Origin of the sequence: Sphingobacterium sp. BS-2 (assembly GCF_046161205.1) — a bacterium.
In the GTDB taxonomy this organism is placed as follows: Bacteria; Bacteroidota; Bacteroidia; order Sphingobacteriales; family Sphingobacteriaceae; genus Sphingobacterium; species Sphingobacterium mizutaii.
This window is the reverse complement of record NZ_JBIXGO010000021.1, coordinates 424,872-442,097: the sequence shown is the minus strand read 5'-3', so window position 1 is coordinate 442,097 and position 17,226 is coordinate 424,872. Positions and strand designations below refer to the sequence as shown.

The window sequence follows — 17,226 nt, the reverse complement described above, 5'->3', positions numbered from 1 at the left end:
TCCCTTAACCAGAGTTATTGGGCTTATCTTTTTTGCTTTTGATAAATTTTGCCGACCTTAGGGTTTACCTAATTAATAACTAAACATTTACTATGAAATTCAAACAACAAACCATTTGTCGTTTCAGGAAATTAGCCTTTTTATTACTTTCAACAGGGATTGCATATACTCCAACGCAAGCACAGCGCATGGGACCCAATACCCCAAAACCCGTTGATCCAATTGTTGAAAAGATTGTAAAAGAGGCAACAAATAATTCAGAATTAGAAACATTAGCTTTTGAATTGCTTGATGTCGTAGGACCAAGATTAGTTGGTACTCCTCAAATGACCAATGCCAATGAATGGGCATTGAAAACCTTTCAACGCTGGGGGATCTCAGCAAAAAACCAGCAATTTGGTGAATGGCATGGATGGGAGCGCGGAATCTCGCATATCGATATGACTTCCCCTAGGCAGAAAACATTAGCAGGAACCCAATTAGCATGGAGCCCGACGACCAATGGTAAAGCCATTGAAGCGGAGGTCATTGCCTTTCCAGATATCAAAGATTCGCTGGCCTTTAGAGCTTGGTTGCCTAAGGTAAAGGGGAAATACGTAATGGTTTCTATGCCACAACCGACAGGAAGGCCGGATGCCAACTGGAAAGAATACGCAACGCCTGAATCTTATGCAAAAATGAAAAGGCAAAGAGATTCTATCGGTGCCGTTTGGAATGAACGCATCAAGGCAACAGGATTAGCTCCGAACTCGATCCCTTCAGTTCTCGAGGATGCAGGAGCAGTAGGTGTATTGAGCAGCTATTGGTCGGCAGAATTTGGTGCAAACAAGATTTTCGGTGCTAGAACCCATAAAGCGCCTTCTTTGGATATCTCCTTGGAAGACTACGGTATGTTATACCGTCTGGCTGAAAAAGGCTATGCTCCAAAGATTAAAGTAGAGACTTCATCTAAACATTTAGGAAATGTTCCATCTTTCAATACCATCGCAGAGATCAAGGGGTCTCAGTTCCCTGATGAATATGTTATTCTATCTGCCCACTTAGACTCGTGGGAGGGTGGCTCTGGCGCAACAGATAACGGTACCGGAACAATTGCGATGATGGAAGTCGCTCGTGTTTTGAAAAAAGTCCTTCCGAACCCTAAACGTACGATCTTGGTAGGATTATGGGGAAGTGAGGAGCAAGGGTTAAATGGATCTCGTTCATTTGTCCTGGACAACCCTGAGGTAATCGAGAAAACTCAGGCAGTTTTCAACCTAGATAACGGTACAGGCCGTGTTGCCAATATCAATGGTTCAGGCTTTGTACATGCCTATGACTTTATGGGACGCTGGTTAGATGCAGTTCCCAGTCATATTACAAAAGATATCAATACACAATTTCCAGGATCCCCTGGTGGCGGTGGTTCAGACCATGCTTCATTCGTAGCTGCGGGTGTACCAGGCTTTATGCTTAGCTCTCTGTCATGGGGGTATTTCAGCAACACCTGGCATACCAACCTAGATACATACGATAAGATCGTCTTTGACGACCTGATTTCCAATGTGATCCTAACAGCCGTATTGACCTATAAAGCTTCTGAAGAACCTGCTCTGGTGAACAGGGAAAAAAGGGTTTTGCCAGCGGACGCAAGTGGAAAACCTGGAACTTGGCCAGCTATTCGCCAACCAAGGAGAACAGGGGTGGGGTATTAGGAGATAGACATGAGGCATGAGAACCGTTTGGCGTTAATTCACCTTTTTTGGGACAGGACTGGAGGGTAGAGCAAGATTATTATTATTCAGTTAGAAGGGAATACAATAATGGAAGGGGCGAATCGCATTCTCCCGCCGCACTCAAGTATATATGTCCTAATGGATTAGGTTACTGAAAAATAGGTTTAGCGCAGGCTATCCCGTTTTTCAGTAACCTTTTTTATTGAATTGCTCGAGTCCCCATTAACAGGGTTTCACATTTGTGTCCTTCCAATTCTGAACGGACAGTGAAGAATCAGTACGGTTCTCCATCCCCCCAAAAAAAAACGCCGTCATCCATAATCTTCAGTTATGGAACCTTACGCCAATAAATGATTTTGAATTTTGAAGGTTTTTAATGCCGAGGTTTACTCCTTAAATCATTTCATTTTTCTATATGGAGGTCAGCGTTTTCCAGTGGCATCACCTAATAATTTCTGCCCTTGATATAAAAAGGAGCAGGCGGGACATTGAATGTCCCGCCTGCTCCTTTTCTTATTCCTAGACGATAGTCTTATGTCTCTTGTCTATCTATTTCTTAAGCCTAATATAATCAGTCAGCACATTTGCACTTTCATCAAGCACAAAGTCGTAATCCAATTTTGGCTGCGGTTGACCTTCTTTCCAAAGAGGTTCACCTAAGAAAGATAGCTGTTTGTTTATACGCTCGCGTTGTTTCAATCTGCTTTTTTCGCGCTCACCCTTAAGTTTTTCCTCATTTAAGGAAATTGCAGGCATGGTTTCATTTTTGCTGAATTCTGCAATGTCCTCCAATAAGAATGAATAAGCAGGTGATTTTTGCATCCGTTCCTTATGGATGTCTTCCAATTGCTTACTTATATCAGTCAGAGAACCGATTTTCGAGAATTTGGTTGGTTTGATCTGGTCCCATGGCAATGCAGAAGGCTCCGAACTTTCCCCGAATTTCTCTGCTGAATATTGCGTAGGGAATGCCACGTCTGGTTCCACACCTTTATGTTGGGTACTGCTACCTGTAACGCGGTAGAATTTACCCATGGTAATGTTGATCTGCCCAAATTCCGGAGCACCGTTCGGGGTATCCGGATCAGCTTCGCCCGATGCTTTGATTAAGAGCTTGTTGGTCGCGCTGATGAAACGGGACATATCCACTGCATTTTGGACTGTACCTTTTCCGTAGCTTGTAGATCCCAGGATAATCCCCCTTTCGTAGTCTTGGATCGCTCCAGCGAAAATTTCAGAAGCAGATGCAGAGAACCTGTTGATGATCACACCAAATGGACCGTCCCATGCTAATCCTGTTTCTTGGTCACTATCTACTTGGACACGGTTTCTTGTATCTCTCACCTGAACGACTGGACCTTGGTCGATAAATAATCCGGTCAATTCGATAGCCTCTTGCAATGACCCACCACCATTATTTCTTAAATCCATTAATACGGCATCCACACCGTCCTTTTTCAAGCTGTCCAATAACAACCTAACATCTCTGGTGGTACTCTTATAGTCTTTATCTCCACGGCGAACCGCTTCAAAGTCGATATAGAATTTAGGAAGGTTGATCACTCCGATTCTGTAGTTTTTACCGTCCTCCCCTTTAATGGTTCTTATTTCACGTTTTGCGGACTCCTCGGCAAGGATGATTTTCTCACGGGTAAGCTTTACGATTTTCGGTGCAGCGGATAATTCAGCTCCAGCAGGAAGGATTTTCAAGCGAACCACAGTTCCTTTCTTACCCTTGATCTTTGCTACAGCAGCATCTAGCCTCCAACCGATGATATCTTCAAAATCACCGTCGTTCCCTTGCGCAACCGCTACGATGCGGTCATTGATATGCAGCGATTTATCTTTGAAAGCGGGACCACCGGCAATGATCTGCTTGATGGTTACCATTTCATTCTCCATTTGCAGTTGTGCCCCAATGCCTTCTAACGTATTCGACATGCTCTCATTGAATGCTTGTGCGAATGAAGGATTGTAATACGTGGTATGGGGGTCGACCGCGTCTGTCAATGACGTCATGATCATCTGGAAAGCATCGTTCGCATTGGTCTTCTTAGCTTGAGAGATCAAGTTATTGTACCTGTTGCGAAGAGTTTCCTTGTTCTTTTCTTCGTCTACCTTTGCGGAGTCACCAGCGGTCAGTCTCAGGTTCAGGAGGTCATATTTAACACGCTTTCTCCATTGGTCCTTCAGTTCAGCCTCCGAGGTAAACCAATCTTGTTTCTCGCGGAAGCCGGTATAAGCCTCATCTTTAGTGAAATCATGTTTCGCTTCGATTTGCTCCAAGGCAAAGTTCATGCACTGCAGATATCTGTTGGTGTATTTATTGAAGATATAGAATGCACTGGAAAGGTCGCCCTCCCTGAAGTCTTGACTGAGGGTGTTCTTGAATTGTTGAAATTCGTCAATATCAGATTTCAACATGTAATTCTTCCCTTGATCGATTCCTTCTAATAGGTTGTTGAAGACAATATTCGAAAGGGAATCGCCCATAGGGACTTTTTTATAGCTGAAATTCTCCAATAAATTGGCTACTTCTTTTGCAATGATCTCATGCTGCGTAGAAGGCTTTAGTTCTAGGCCATCTTGATCCAGGTTGACCCTTGGTTTTGCCCCACAGGCTACAACCGATATTAAGGCAAGACAGAAAAGGAGATGTTTAAACATATATGTATAGTTCTTGAATTTGTTCATTAATTGTTCTTTCAGGAAATAGCACTTTTCAAAATAGTAAGCGGGTATTTTTATTAGCGCTAAATTTAGTTAAAAATTAACTCAATGCTAGGATGACAACGTAAAATATTCATTTCAATTGTTCTTGCCGGGCACTTTTAAGGGTTATTAACTACTTTCCGGACAACCTCTTGACAACTGCGAATTAAAATAATTCGTTTCTTAACCTCCAGTAACTTGAAAGTTCCTGTTCGGCATCCTCAAAGTTGCCCATCATCAGGTAGATATCCCCAAGTTTGTCTGCAATTGCCAACTGTAGGACCTTGTTGTTTTCTACGTCTGCCAATGATTTCGCCTTTTCAAATTCCAATTGAGCAACTTTATAATTCTGCTGTATGTATTTGGAAAAAGCCAACATATATTCGATCTCTGGCAATTCATTGTCGATTTTTCTTAATGTCGCTAGATCTTTTGCTTGGATCAAAAACCACTGCGCTTCAGTGTGTTTGTTTTGCAACTGGTAGATCTTTGCCAGATTAATCAAAGCATATACTTTGCCAAACTGGTTCTTGCTCTTATTGTACAATGGAAATGCGCGACGGATAATGGTGTTTTCGGCCGCAAAATATCTCTTTTCATATGCTTGCACCAAGGCAATGCGCACCAAGGTATTTGCCTGATCTACCATTTCCTTTTTCTGAACTGCAGATTGCAAGAATGTTTCCTGCATAGAAGCAGCGTCTGATAAGTTGCCATTGAAAAGGTATGCGTTTGCAAGATTGTGTTCCAGGACGAATTTTTCGCCGGATCCTGATGTTCTAGCAGCATTCAGCCCTCTGATCAATAGAGCTATTGCCTTATTGATGTCACCTTGTTTCAGTAAGTCAAAAGCATATTCATTGGCCATTCCTGCTGCCAGAGGTAAATTCCTGTTATTTTCAAGTTTCGTGATCAGGCTATTCCATTCTTGTTCAGTTGAAGGGTAGGGCTTGATGCTTTGTTTTAAATAGGCCGCATTTGAAGTTGGCCTATAATCTTCAATAATGGATTGGTATTCCAATTGACGGGCAATGGAGTCAAAAAAGCCTTTTTTCTCTTTATAGGAGTCCACCAATTCCTCTTCTTTTGTCCGAGGAGCAGGAAGGACATATACTTTCGGGCCAATTCCCGCAAATGTACTGTCATATTTTGTAACAAAACCCGAAGGGTCCAATGGTTTATTATTGGTCTGGGCTTTTAAGCTTACTGCTACTAGAATTAAGCCAAAAGCTAAGGTAACACGCACTTTATCAATCATTCGCAAATTCATTTTCATCAAAAGTATTAAATAATTTGAAATATAAGATAAATGCAGCGGTTGAGAAAGGTAGAATGATTATTAAATAATGTTAAAATTTTTCGTTTAGCTGGAATGACCGGAGTTTAGCGGGTAAAAGATAGACGGAATGCCACATTCGTATTACCAATGCACATTTACATTGGCTTTGCTATGAAAAATCAATAGCTTTGTGGATTATGGCTACCAGAGTACCATTGGCTGAACGGATGCGTCCCAGAAACCTTGCTGAATATGTCGGTCAAAAACATATTATAGGCGAGGGGGCCGTGCTATGGAACGCCATAGAGCAAAAGTCCATTCCTTCCATGATCTTCTGGGGACCTCCGGGGGTCGGTAAAACAACATTGGCATTATTGGTCGCTAAATCCTTGGATAGGCCCTTCTATAGCCTCAGTGCTATCCAGTCCGGAGTAAAGGATGTGCGCGAAGTGATTGACAAAGCCGAACAGATGCGCCAGTTCAACCAGGAACAGCCCATCCTTTTCATCGATGAGATCCACCGATTTTCCAAGTCACAGCAAGACTCGCTGCTTGGGGCAGTGGAAAGGGGAACGGTAACCTTGATCGGCGCTACCACTGAAAACCCGTCATTTGAGGTTATATCCGCTCTTTTATCGCGGTGCCAGGTGTATGTATTACAGGAGTTGACCAAGGAAGACCTGGTCCAGATCGTTGATTTGGCCCTGAACCAAGATGAATTCTTAAAGGAAGAGAATATTTCCATCAAGGAATATGATGCCTTGCTGCAACTGTCAGGTGGGGATGCTAGAAAACTATTGAACATCTTGGAATTGGTTTCCCAAGCGGCAGCCCATGGTAAACAGGAAATAACAAATGAATTTGTTGCAAAACATGTTCAACAGAATAGGGTGCGATATGATAAGTCGGGAGAGCAGCATTACGATATCATTTCGGCATTCATAAAGTCGATCCGTGGGAGTGACCCAAATGCTGCGGTCTATTGGCTGGCCAGAATGATTGAAGGCGGGGAAGACCCTAAGTTTATTGCTAGGAGGCTTTTGATCTTGGCGTCGGAAGACGTGGGGAATGCGAACCCGAATGCCCTGCTGCTTGCAAATAACTGTTTCCAGGCCGTAAACGTTATCGGATGGCCGGAATCTAGGATAATTTTATCGCAAACAGTTATCTATTTGGCCTGTTCTGCAAAAAGCAATGCTTCCTACGAAGCCATCAATAAAGCTCAGGCTATCGTGCGCAAATCTGGGGACCTGTCGGTTCCACTTCACTTGAGGAATGCACCCACCAAATTGATGAAAGAGCTGAATTACGGAACTGAGTACATGTATGCCCATGCCTATAGCGGAAATTTTGTTGATCAGGAATATATGCCGGAGGGCCTGCATGATCAGAAAATGTACGAACCGGGGAAAAATCCCGCTGAAGAGAAACTCAGGATTGCCCTTCGCGATAAATGGAAAGGTAAATATGGTTATTGAGTTTATTTTTTTTTACTTTTATATAAATGTCTAAAACATTTACAACTATAGACTTTGAGCTCGCAACGGCAAAATACAATAGTGTTTGTGCAGTTGGAATAGTGGACGTTGTTGACGGCAAGATCGTAAATGAATTTTACAGTTTGGTCCAGCCTCCACAGAACAGGTATATGTGGCAAACGTCCAGGGTTCACGGTATCAAACCAAAGCATACAGCTCAGGCTCCGACCTTTATTGACCTATTTCCAAGCATTAAAGATTTGTTGGTTTCCAAACATATGGTAGCACATGATGAATTATTAGATCGTTCAGTGCTGAAGGAGACCATGAACTTTTATAACCTTCCATTCGAAGAACTTGGTCTGGAACCTGTTTGGGAGTGTACAAGCAAGATCTATCGATCATTGGGTTTTGAACGGACCAAGTTGAGTATATGTTGTGAATTGATGGGCGTGGAACTTAAGCACCATGATGCACTGTCCGATGCTAGGGCCACTGCCGAATTGTACCTAAAAGTAGATGATGCAATTGAAATGAAAAAATTAGGATAACAATGGGTAAAATAATCAACGTAATATTATCTGGTGGTGTAGGCTCAAGGTTATGGCCTTTGTCCAGAAAGTCGAAGCCAAAGCAATACCTGCCGATTTTTGAAGGTAAAACCTTGTTTGAATTGACCATCGCCCGAAATCAAGAGATAGCTTCCAAGGTGATCCTGGTGGGTTCAGCATCCAACAAAACAATCGCCGAACCCTATTTGAAAGGGCATAACCATGATATCATTGCAGAGGCGGTCCCCAGGAATACGGCTGCCGCTATTGCATTTGCTGCCTTCCACGCGGATCAGGACGATATATTGATCGTTTCGCCTTCGGATCATCTGATCGAGGGATTGAAGAACTACCGAGAGGCCATCAACCAGGGCATCATGTATGCCCAAGAAGGATTTATCGCAACATTTGGAATAGTCCCAACTAGACCCGAAACCGGCTATGGATATATTGAGCACGAAGGTAATACCGTGCTCTCTTTCCGCGAGAAACCAAATGAGGAAACCGCAAAGGATTTTCTAAAGAATGGCAGCTTCTTGTGGAATTCGGGGATCTTCTGTTTCAAGGCTGGGGTATATTTAGAAGAATTGATGCGTTTTGAGCCCAAGCTGTACAATGCTGCCGAGGTGGCATTTGAATATGCCCAGGACCTGGCCCTTGATGTGGCGCATTCCAAACTGATCCCTTCCAAGAGTATCGACTATGCGGTAATGGAGCGGAGTGACCTGATCAAGGTCGTTCCAGCAAGATTTGAATGGTCCGATATGGGGGCGTTCGACTCTTTATATGAGTATTTTAGGAGCAAAGGCCACCCTGTTGACGAGAATGGCAATATTGTTGTAGGTACTAATAAGCATACCGTTTTTGTAGGCTTAAGTAACTGTATGCTAGTGAATACGGAAGATGCAGTTTTGGTGCTGGACAGGAGTCGAGCGCAGGATGTTAAACAGGTTTATGAACAGTTGGAAAAGGACAATCCTGCTTTAATTTAAGCAGTTTTGTAGCAAATGGGTTATATTGAACGTTTTCGTTAAACCTTATTGATAAACAGGATGTCTAATATATAATTAGGGACCTATTACCAAACAACTAATATTTTTAGAAACTATGGGATTTTGGAGTAATTTATTTGGGGGCAAGAAAAATGACGAAAAGGCTTACGCTAATAGATTGGCATGGGTAGGCTGGGACATACACAACCATATCCTGCCAGGGATAGATGATGGTAGTCCCAGCGTCGAGGAATCATTGATACTTGTCAAAGGACTGAAGGAGTTGGGTATCCATAACAGCGTTTCGACACCGCATGTTATGGCCGGGGTGCACAACAACACACCGCAGACCATCAAATCCGCACATGCAGAGTTAAACGACCACTTAAAGGCAAATTCGCTGGATTTTAAACTTAACTTCAGCGCGGAGTACATGATCGATGACCAGATTCAGGAATGGATCCAAGCAGATAACCTGTGTCTGATCGCTGATAAGTACATGCTGATAGAAATGTCCTATCTCTCAGAGTCCAAGGCCCTGTTCAGCGTTATCAAGGACATCCAGGATCGGGGTTACCAGCCCATCCTCGCACATCCTGAGCGCTACAATTATTTCCACAATAATTTCAAGATATTCGAAGAGATCAAACAATCGGGTTGCCACCTGCAGTTGAACCTCCTTTCCATAAGCAAGTATTACGGAGAGAACGTGAAGACCTGTGCTCTGACGCTGATCCGTGCAGGGATGTATGATTTTGTCGGTACAGATATGCACCATACACGGCACTTGGAGGCTCTCAAGGGAGTCGTTACGAAATATGATATCCAGGAATTATTGAGGGGGAATCCGATCAAAAATTCAAAACTTTTCGAATCCAAAAGCGAAAAGAAAACAGCCTGACTGATCATCCGGGGATATCACAGGCAAGAAGACGAATCACCTTGCCAAATCTAACCCCTGATCCTGAGATATGATCCTCTGAAACTTTGGGTGGTCATTATCTCAATTTGGACATTTTGAATATAAGTTAAGGCATTCAGGGATCAGTCTATGATTTCCTTAGAGGTCGATCCTCCCTTTCGCCGAGACTCCATTATAGAATCCAACTGACAGTTTAAGTTTCTATGGCTCCTACCTGCCCTCTTCTTGTTCATGGACAAAGTTGGGGTTTTTAACTATTTGTTCTTTACCCTAGCCAAATTCCATAGATTGAGCTCATATGGCAATCCCAATATCATACCTTAGGAACTGTCGAATCTTTAAGTATCATTTAATAATTTCTGTTTTTTGAATTATAAAGCTCCCGATTTTTCGCAATTCTTTAAATTTCCCGGGAACTTGTGGATCTGGAGCCCTTTACCCGTTCAAATTTATATTTCTAGTAAATCTTAAGGAAATCAACCTCTTTGAATCGCATGAAGGTTTCCATTAAAGAAAGATATAGACTTTCCTTCGTGTAGATTAGCATTTTTTCACTCTTTTTTTGATAATTTAGTTCTATCACCTACCTTCGGCAATGGTCCCGGATTACGTGGGTACCACCGAAAAATAGATTAACAAATGATCCTAATAGTTGACGACAAACCTGAAAACATCTTTTCTTTAGAAAAGATTCTGAAATTTAAAGGCTTTCGGACCGATTCTGCCCTTTCTGGTGAAGAGGCGTTGAAAAAATGCCTCAAGAACGAATATGCACTTATCATCCTTGACGTCCAGATGCCGGAAATGGACGGATATGAAGTTGCAGAGTTCCTGTCATCGACAAAAAAGACCAAAGATATCCCGATAATCTTCCTGTCCGCTGTCAACAGGGAAAAGAAGTATATTGCCAAGGGCTACGAATCAGGAGGCATCGATTACATTACAAAACCGGTGGATCCCGAAATCCTTTTGTTAAAGGTGAATACCTTCTATCGACTATACGAACAGACGGCCGCCTTGCATAAAATGCAGGAAGAGCTGCAGAGAGAAATCGAATGGCGCAAATCAGCTCAAAATGAGCTGTCCTCAAAATTTGATGAACTGAACACGACCCTAGAATCATTGCCTCAGGTCGCTTTTACAACGGATTCCCAGGGGAATGTGGATTTCGTTAACGAACAGTGGTTCCGATATTCTCATGATAGGGGAACTTGGCCGGAGCTCCATGCCGAAGATGTACACATTTTAGAGAATTGGAAGCTCCAATTGGCAGACAAGCTCCCGTGGGAGGCGGAATTGAGGCTTAGGGAAAAACAATCTGATAATTACCGTTACCATCTCCTAAAGCTTGTGCCAGTTGCCCCGGGGACAGCTGGACACAGCTGGGTCGGTACCATGACCGATATAGATGAGCGTAAGCAACTAGAAAATAAAAAAGATGAATTCTTGAGCGTTGCGAGCCATGAGCTCAAGACCCCTTTGACCAGTATCAAGGCCTTTGCAGAAATATCGCTGCGCTCAATGAAGGACATGAAGGACCATCGTGCATACAGTTATCTCTCCAAGGTTAAGGAACAGGCTGAAAAGCTCCATAGATTGGTAGAGGACCTTCTGGATATATCCAGGTTGGAAAACGGCGGAATTAAAATCGCCCTTCAGGAAATAGATTTCGAAGACCTCATCCAACAGGCTGCTGATTCCACATTGGTAGAACACCATGGCACCGAAATCAGAATTGAAAGAACAGGCGTAAAGATCGATAGACCGATTTTAGCTGATCCCTTGAGGTTGGAACAGGTCCTGACCAATTATCTCAGCAATGCCATAAAGTACGCTCCAGGTACACAAGTTGTCCGCATTAACACATTTGTTAAGGACAACATCCTGACCTTAGAGGTCAGCGATGACGGCATAGGGATCCCAGAACAGAAAATTCCTTTCGTCTTTGATAAGTTCTACAGGGTGCAGGAAGCCTCAGCAAAATTCCAGGGCCTGGGCCTCGGTCTGCACATATGCAAAGAGATCATTTCCCTTCACGGTGGAACCTGCGGTGCCAGGAGCAAGCTTGGAGAAGGGTCGACATTTTATTTTACTCTCCCAATCAATAAATAATGGCACAGAACGTATTAAGGAACCTTCAGATCGGTTTCGGTTTTTCCATGGCCATCCTTCTGGCCTCCTCCGCGGTCATGTTCCTCTCGTTCCGCAAACAGCGGGAGAACAAAGCCCTTATGGATCAGTCCCAACGGACCATACTCAATTCTCAGTTGGTCCTGATCGACCTGCAGAATGCTGAAACCGGACAGAGGGGCTATCTGCTGACAGGCCAGGAAGAGTTCCTGGCGCCGTACCGGGACAGCCGTAGGGATCTGCCGCAGCACCTGGGCAACCTTGTCAATGGAGATCTGAGCCCAATCCAAGTGATCAGGGCCCAACAACTCGGACGCTTGGCCAGGGAAAGGATTGAAGTGCTGGAGGGACTCATGGCACAGCGTTTAAGTTCCGGCAACCTATCTCCCGATCACCTAGACAGGGGGAAATCGATCATGGATTCATGTAGGGTCCTTATCGGCGAAATCCAACATGAGGAAGAAGCCAGGGTAGGAAAGCGTTCCGAGGAACTTGATAACTCCACTTTGACGACTACCATCCTGTTTGCCTTTGCCTCCTTAATGTCCTTGGTCATCACTGCCATCCTGTTCTGGAAACTTCGAGGCGACTACAGAAGGCGGGCAGAACTACAGCAGGAACTGCTAGAGAAGGACAGTGACATGAAACATAGGTTGAACATTATCAGGGGGATCGCCCGACAGGTTACCAAGGGCAACTATTCTGTGATCATAGATGACACGAAAAAGGACGATCTTGGGAACATAGCTGAGAGCCTTCGCATAATGACCGAGTCCCTGAAGAAGAACTTTGATCAGCTCCAAAGGAACGAATGGCGGAAAAATGGACTGGCCCAGCTGAATTCAGGTCTGATGGGAAACCCCGGTCTTGAGGAAATTGCAAAGTTCAGCATGGAATTCATCACGGACTACATGGATTTGGAGAACGGAGCAGTTTTCATGGTCGAAAGGAGTACGTTCAAGGTCATGCATACCGTCGGGCTCCAAAGCCTGCCTTTCTCAGAGGTCCCACTAACTGGAGGTGTCTTGGGAGAGGTCTACAGGACCAAAAGGTATAGGGTCCTCAAGGACCTATATCCAGAAGAGTTCAAGCTTTCCTTTGCACAGGGTGAAATATTAGTCCGCCAGATTGCATTGGTGCCCATTGTATACCAACAGGAATGCATGGGCATCCTCGAAGTCGGTTCTCGAGGAGATATAAGCGAGGAGAAGCTCGGGGTAATTTCCGACTTCTGTGAAACCATCGGGATATCCATGGCCGCGGCACAGAGCCGGCGCAGGGTCCAACAGCTATTGGAAGAAACCCAGACCCAGACCGAAGAGCTACAGGTCCAGCACGCAGAACTGGAGACCCTCAACAGCGAGCTTGAAGCCCAGGCCGGTAGGTTGAGGATCTCAGAAGAGGAGCTAAGGTCCCAGCAGGATGAGCTGCTGATCTCAAACGAGGAGCTAGAGAAAAGATCGCATCTCTTGGAGGAAAGAAACCAGGTGATCGTCGCACGGAACAAGGAAATCCAGGAGAAAGCGGAAGCCCTTGCCCTGAGCACCAAATACAAATCGGAGTTCCTTGCCAATATGTCCCATGAATTGAGGACCCCCCTTAACTCCATTCTCTTGCTTTCCCGCGTGCTCACTGAGAACACTGATGGAAACCTTAACCAGGAACAGGTTGAATCAGCCCAGGTGATATGGTCATCAGGAACAGGGTTGCTTACCCTTATAGACGAAATATTGGACCTTTCCAAGATCGAGGCAGGGAAGATGGACATAGAGCTCGAGGAATTTAGGTTGGCAGACCTCATTTCGGAGCTCCAGCAGATGTTCAGTCCCCTCACCAAGGAAAAGAACCTGGAGCTCCGGATCGAGAATGGACTGCCGGGAGATTTCAACTTGAAAAGCGACAGGCTCAGGTTGGAACAGGTCCTAAGGAACCTGCTGTCCAATGCAATCAAGTTCACAGAAAATGGCCACGTATCCCTCAGCGTGGAGAGGACCTCTGGACCTGGGGCTTCCGTCCGGTTCCATGTCAGAGATACAGGGATCGGGATTCCCCAAGAAAAACAGAAACTGATATTCGAGGCCTTCCAACAGGCGGACGGGTCTACCAGGCGGCAATACGGGGGAACCGGCCTGGGACTTTCGATCAGCAGGGAAATCGCAAGATTGCTCTATGGTGAGCTTACCGTGGAGAGCACCCCGGGCCAGGGAAGCTGCTTTACACTCTCACTGCCGCTTGATTTTGTGAATGGTGAGCAGATCGATGTCCAAAATGAGGAACCCATAGCTCCCCTAATTAAGGCCTTAGAGAATCCGGCAATTAGTCCTGGTATCCTTATCCCGCAATTTATTCCAGATGACCGAGGGACCATTGTTCCGGGGGACAAGGCGATCCTGATAGTGGAGGACGATGAAACTTTCGCCAGATTGGTACTGCAATATGCAAGAAAAGCTGGCTACAAGGCAATAGCTGTCGGCAGGGGTGACCTCGCCATGGAAGCTGCCCTGAGGTTTTCTCCGAAGGCTATCCTGCTGGACATCGTCCTGCCCCATATGGACGGGTGGCAGGTTCTCGAAGGATTGAAGTCCAATCCGGATACCCGTCATATCCCAGTCCACATGATGTCGGCCGAACAAGCCAAGAAAAGCGAAAGCATACGTAGGGGCGCAATCGATTTTATCAGGAAACCTTTCCAAAACCAGGGCTTCCAGGAGATTTTCTCCAAAATAGATTCGGCCTTGAGCAACGGTCCCAAAAAGGTATTGATCGTTGAGGAAAATCCAAAGCACGCCGAAGCGCTTTCGTCCTATCTTGAGAGCTTCGACATTTCCACAGAGGTGAAGTCCTCCCTTGAACAGGGGGTAAAGGCCCTTACATCGGGTAAAGTTGAATGTGTCATCCTGGACATGGGGATCCCGGATCCAGGGGCATATGAGACCCTGGAAACAATAAAGGGCCAAGATGGCCTAGAGGACCTTCCCATAATCGTCTTTACCGGAAAGAGCCTCTCTGGCCAGGAAGAGATGCGCATTAAGGAATATGCGGACTCGATCGTCCTGAAAACGGCCCATTCCTTCCAGAGGATCCTAGACGAGGTGAGCCTATTCCTTCATCTGGTGGAAAATAAGACATCTAGTTTATCTCCGCAAGTGAATGCAAAAGGTAGCCGACTTGCCGAAATCTTGCATGGAAGGAAGGTCCTGATTGCCGATGATGATATCCGCAACATCTTTTCCATATCAAGGGCCCTGGAAAAATTCAATATGGAAATCTACTCTGCCATCGATGGTGTGGAAGCTTGCCAGGTCCTGGAAAGTCATCCCGACATCGACATCGTGCTGATGGACATAATGATGCCAAAGATGGACGGTTTCCAGGCCATCGAAAAGATCCGTTCCATGGAAATCTTCAGCAAACTCCCGATAATCGCAGTCACGGCAAAAGCGATGATGGGAGACCGGGAGCGGTGCATGAAGGCAGGAGCCTCAGATTATATATCCAAACCTGTGGATCTGGACCAATTGGTCTCTTTGCTGCGGGTGTGGCTTTTTAACCGTTAAACCTTAGAAAACAGATGAGCATATTGATTATTGATGATGACAGGCGGAATATCTTCGCCCTTAAGACCGCACTCAGATCAAGGGGGTACGATTCCCATGGCGTCCTCAGTGCCCAGGAGGGACTTGACCTCATAGAGGTTGGAATGGGCATCAGCGTAGTGCTGCTGGACATGATGATGCCGGAATTTGATGGGTTCCAGTTCTTGCAGCACCTCAGGGATTCCAGCGGGAAGGATTACCCACCCGTAATTGCGGTGACAGCAAAGGCCATGAGCGGGGACAGGGAGAGGTGCCTTGGTGCTGGCGCGGATGGTTATGTGTCCAAACCAGTGGATATAGATGTTCTCCTGGCCGAGATCCAGGGCTTAACGGGAGGGTGAGAATGGATATCGATTCCCAGTTAGATATTTTCCTTTTCAGGTTCCTCGAGGAATTCGGCTATGATTTCACAGGTTATAGCAGGGACTCCATTCAGAGGAGGATTTTACGGATTATGTCCCTATGGACGGTTTCCGATCTGGAGGAGCTCTTGGACAGGATGCTCATGGAAAAAACATTGGCAGGGGACTTCGTGCAACAGGTCAGCGTTCCCCTGACCACGATGTTCCGAGATCCCGCTTTTTTCGGGGACCTCCGCCAGAAGGTTATCCCTTACCTGAGTACCTTCCCCCTGATCCGGGTCTGGGTCGCAGGTTGCTCCACTGGTGAAGAAGCATATTCGATTGCCATACTGTTAAACGAATCTGGACTGTTGGAAAGGTCCCTAATATATGCAACAGACCTAAACCCAGTCTCTGTGGAGCGTGCGTCCATGGGCCTGTTTCCCTTAGAGAACCTTGGAGAATTTGCAGATAATTATGTCAGTTCGGGCGGTACTAGGGATCTATCTGACTATTACTCGCCTAAACTGGGCAGCATTAGCTTCAATGATGAGCTCCGTTCCCGAATGGTGTTCTCTACCCATAACCTTGCCAGTGACTCTTCCTTCAATAGCTTTCAGCTTATCCTGTGCAGGAATGTTCTGATCTATTTCAGGCGCTCCCTGCAGGGTTCGGTAATGGAGCTCTTCCACACGAGCTTGGAAAATGGCGGATTCCTAGGCCTGGGTCCCAAGGAAACCCTCTTGTTCTCCTCGCTTAGGGATAGGTTCCAACAAGTTGGTGACCAAAAAATCTGGCGGAAAATAAATTAATGTTTCAAATTTTGGGGAGATTTGATATTTTCGCGTATAACAATGGTGAACAAAAAGATACTTATTTTCGATGACGACCAGCACGTGCTGGAGATATTTACGATCGTATTGGAGGACATGGGGTACATCGTCGAACAATCGAGGACCTCGCATGACGTTTTGGACAAAGTGACCAGTTTTCAGCCCGACCTGATCTTTATGGACAACTGGATACCAGATATCGGAGGTGTAGCAGCTACACAGATCTTGAAATCCAATCCTCTTTATCGCGATATCCCGGTCATTCTAGTATCAGCCAACAGCGATATAGAGTTTTTGGCCAGTCAGGCAAAAGCAAATTCGTTTCTTTCTAAACCTTTTGACCTGGACAGCCTGGAGGGCATAGTTAAGAATGTCCTCAGTTCGTAGGCATCCCTTTGGAAATTGCCAAAGGAATTTGACCCCTTTATTGCCTAAATAGGTAAGTCTTCCATATTATCTTGATATTTAATTGTATATTTATAGGATAATATTTGTTCAGTTAAATAGGGTTCTGGGTTTGCTGATTTAGGGCCTCTTTTTTTTTATAAACACCTTCCAGGGACGATAAATAGCATAATGGTAATGAGATATCTCGATAAGAGACATGCGAATGGAAAAAAATATCCCTTTCCTCTATTATCCTGGACTATGCCATAGCCTATCCACCCTCAGAAATT

12 protein-coding genes are annotated in these 17,226 nt (G+C 45.1%); 10 read left to right on the top strand and 2 right to left on the bottom strand.

Annotation, left to right across the window (positions count from 1 at the left end; translation table 11 throughout):
• The first annotated feature begins 92 nt into the window (after positions 1-92).
• Positions 93-1,694 (top strand): M20/M25/M40 family metallo-hydrolase, encoded by a 1,602-nt coding sequence (locus ACK2WI_RS18045; protein WP_409151862.1) that lies wholly within the window; start codon positions 93-95, stop codon positions 1,692-1,694.
• A 570-nt stretch (positions 1,695-2,264) separates the two neighbouring features.
• Here ACK2WI_RS18045 and ACK2WI_RS18040 read toward each other — a convergent pair.
• Positions 2,265-4,409 carry a carboxy terminal-processing peptidase gene (locus ACK2WI_RS18040; protein WP_409151861.1) on the bottom strand — a complete coding sequence of 715 codons (2,145 nt, stop codon included), beginning with the start codon at positions 4,407-4,409 and terminating at the stop codon, positions 2,265-2,267.
• Positions 4,410-4,593: 184 nt separating this feature from the next.
• A complete protein-coding gene (locus ACK2WI_RS18035; protein ID WP_409151860.1) occupies positions 4,594-5,685 on the bottom strand; it encodes a tetratricopeptide repeat protein in 1,092 nt (363 codons plus the stop codon).
• A 218-nt stretch (positions 5,686-5,903) separates the two neighbouring features.
• On the opposite strand from ACK2WI_RS18035, the gene ACK2WI_RS18030 reads away from it, so the two are divergent.
• From ACK2WI_RS18030 to ACK2WI_RS17990, 9 genes are all read left to right on the top strand, one after another.
• A complete protein-coding gene (locus ACK2WI_RS18030) occupies positions 5,904-7,184 on the top strand; it encodes a replication-associated recombination protein A (protein ID WP_409151859.1) in 1,281 nt (426 codons plus the stop codon).
• Between the two features lie 26 nt (positions 7,185-7,210).
• A complete protein-coding gene (locus ACK2WI_RS18025; RefSeq protein ID WP_409151858.1) occupies positions 7,211-7,735 on the top strand; it encodes an exonuclease domain-containing protein in 525 nt (174 codons plus the stop codon).
• Positions 7,736-7,737: 2 nt separating this feature from the next.
• Positions 7,738-8,727 (top strand): mannose-1-phosphate guanylyltransferase, encoded by a 990-nt coding sequence (locus ACK2WI_RS18020; protein ID WP_409151857.1) that lies wholly within the window; start codon positions 7,738-7,740, stop codon positions 8,725-8,727.
• Positions 8,728-8,842: 115 nt separating this feature from the next.
• The gene (locus ACK2WI_RS18015) at positions 8,843-9,628 is read left to right on the top strand and encodes a tyrosine-protein phosphatase (protein WP_409151856.1); all 786 of its coding nucleotides are present in this window, start codon (positions 8,843-8,845) and stop codon (positions 9,626-9,628) included.
• A 660-nt stretch (positions 9,629-10,288) separates the two neighbouring features.
• Positions 10,289-11,761, top strand: coding sequence for an ATP-binding protein (locus tag ACK2WI_RS18010; RefSeq protein ID WP_409151855.1), 1,473 nt, complete (start codon positions 10,289-10,291; stop codon positions 11,759-11,761).
• Positions 11,761-15,336 carry a response regulator gene (locus ACK2WI_RS18005; protein ID WP_409151854.1) on the top strand — a complete coding sequence of 1,192 codons (3,576 nt, stop codon included), beginning with the start codon at positions 11,761-11,763 and terminating at the stop codon, positions 15,334-15,336. Before ACK2WI_RS18010 ends, ACK2WI_RS18005 begins: the two co-directional genes overlap by 1 nt.
• Positions 15,337-15,350: 14 nt before the next feature.
• Entirely contained in the window at positions 15,351-15,716 is a 366-nt protein-coding gene (locus ACK2WI_RS18000; RefSeq protein WP_409151853.1) for a response regulator, read from the top strand.
• A 2-nt stretch (positions 15,717-15,718) separates the two neighbouring features.
• Complete coding sequence (locus tag ACK2WI_RS17995) at positions 15,719-16,528, top strand: CheR family methyltransferase (protein WP_409151852.1); 810 nt, start codon at positions 15,719-15,721, stop codon at positions 16,526-16,528.
• Between the two features lie 42 nt (positions 16,529-16,570).
• On the top strand, positions 16,571-16,936 hold the full coding sequence (locus ACK2WI_RS17990) for a response regulator (RefSeq protein ID WP_312697944.1): 366 nt from the start codon (positions 16,571-16,573) through the stop codon (positions 16,934-16,936).
• The last annotated feature ends 290 nt before the right edge of the window (positions 16,937-17,226 follow it).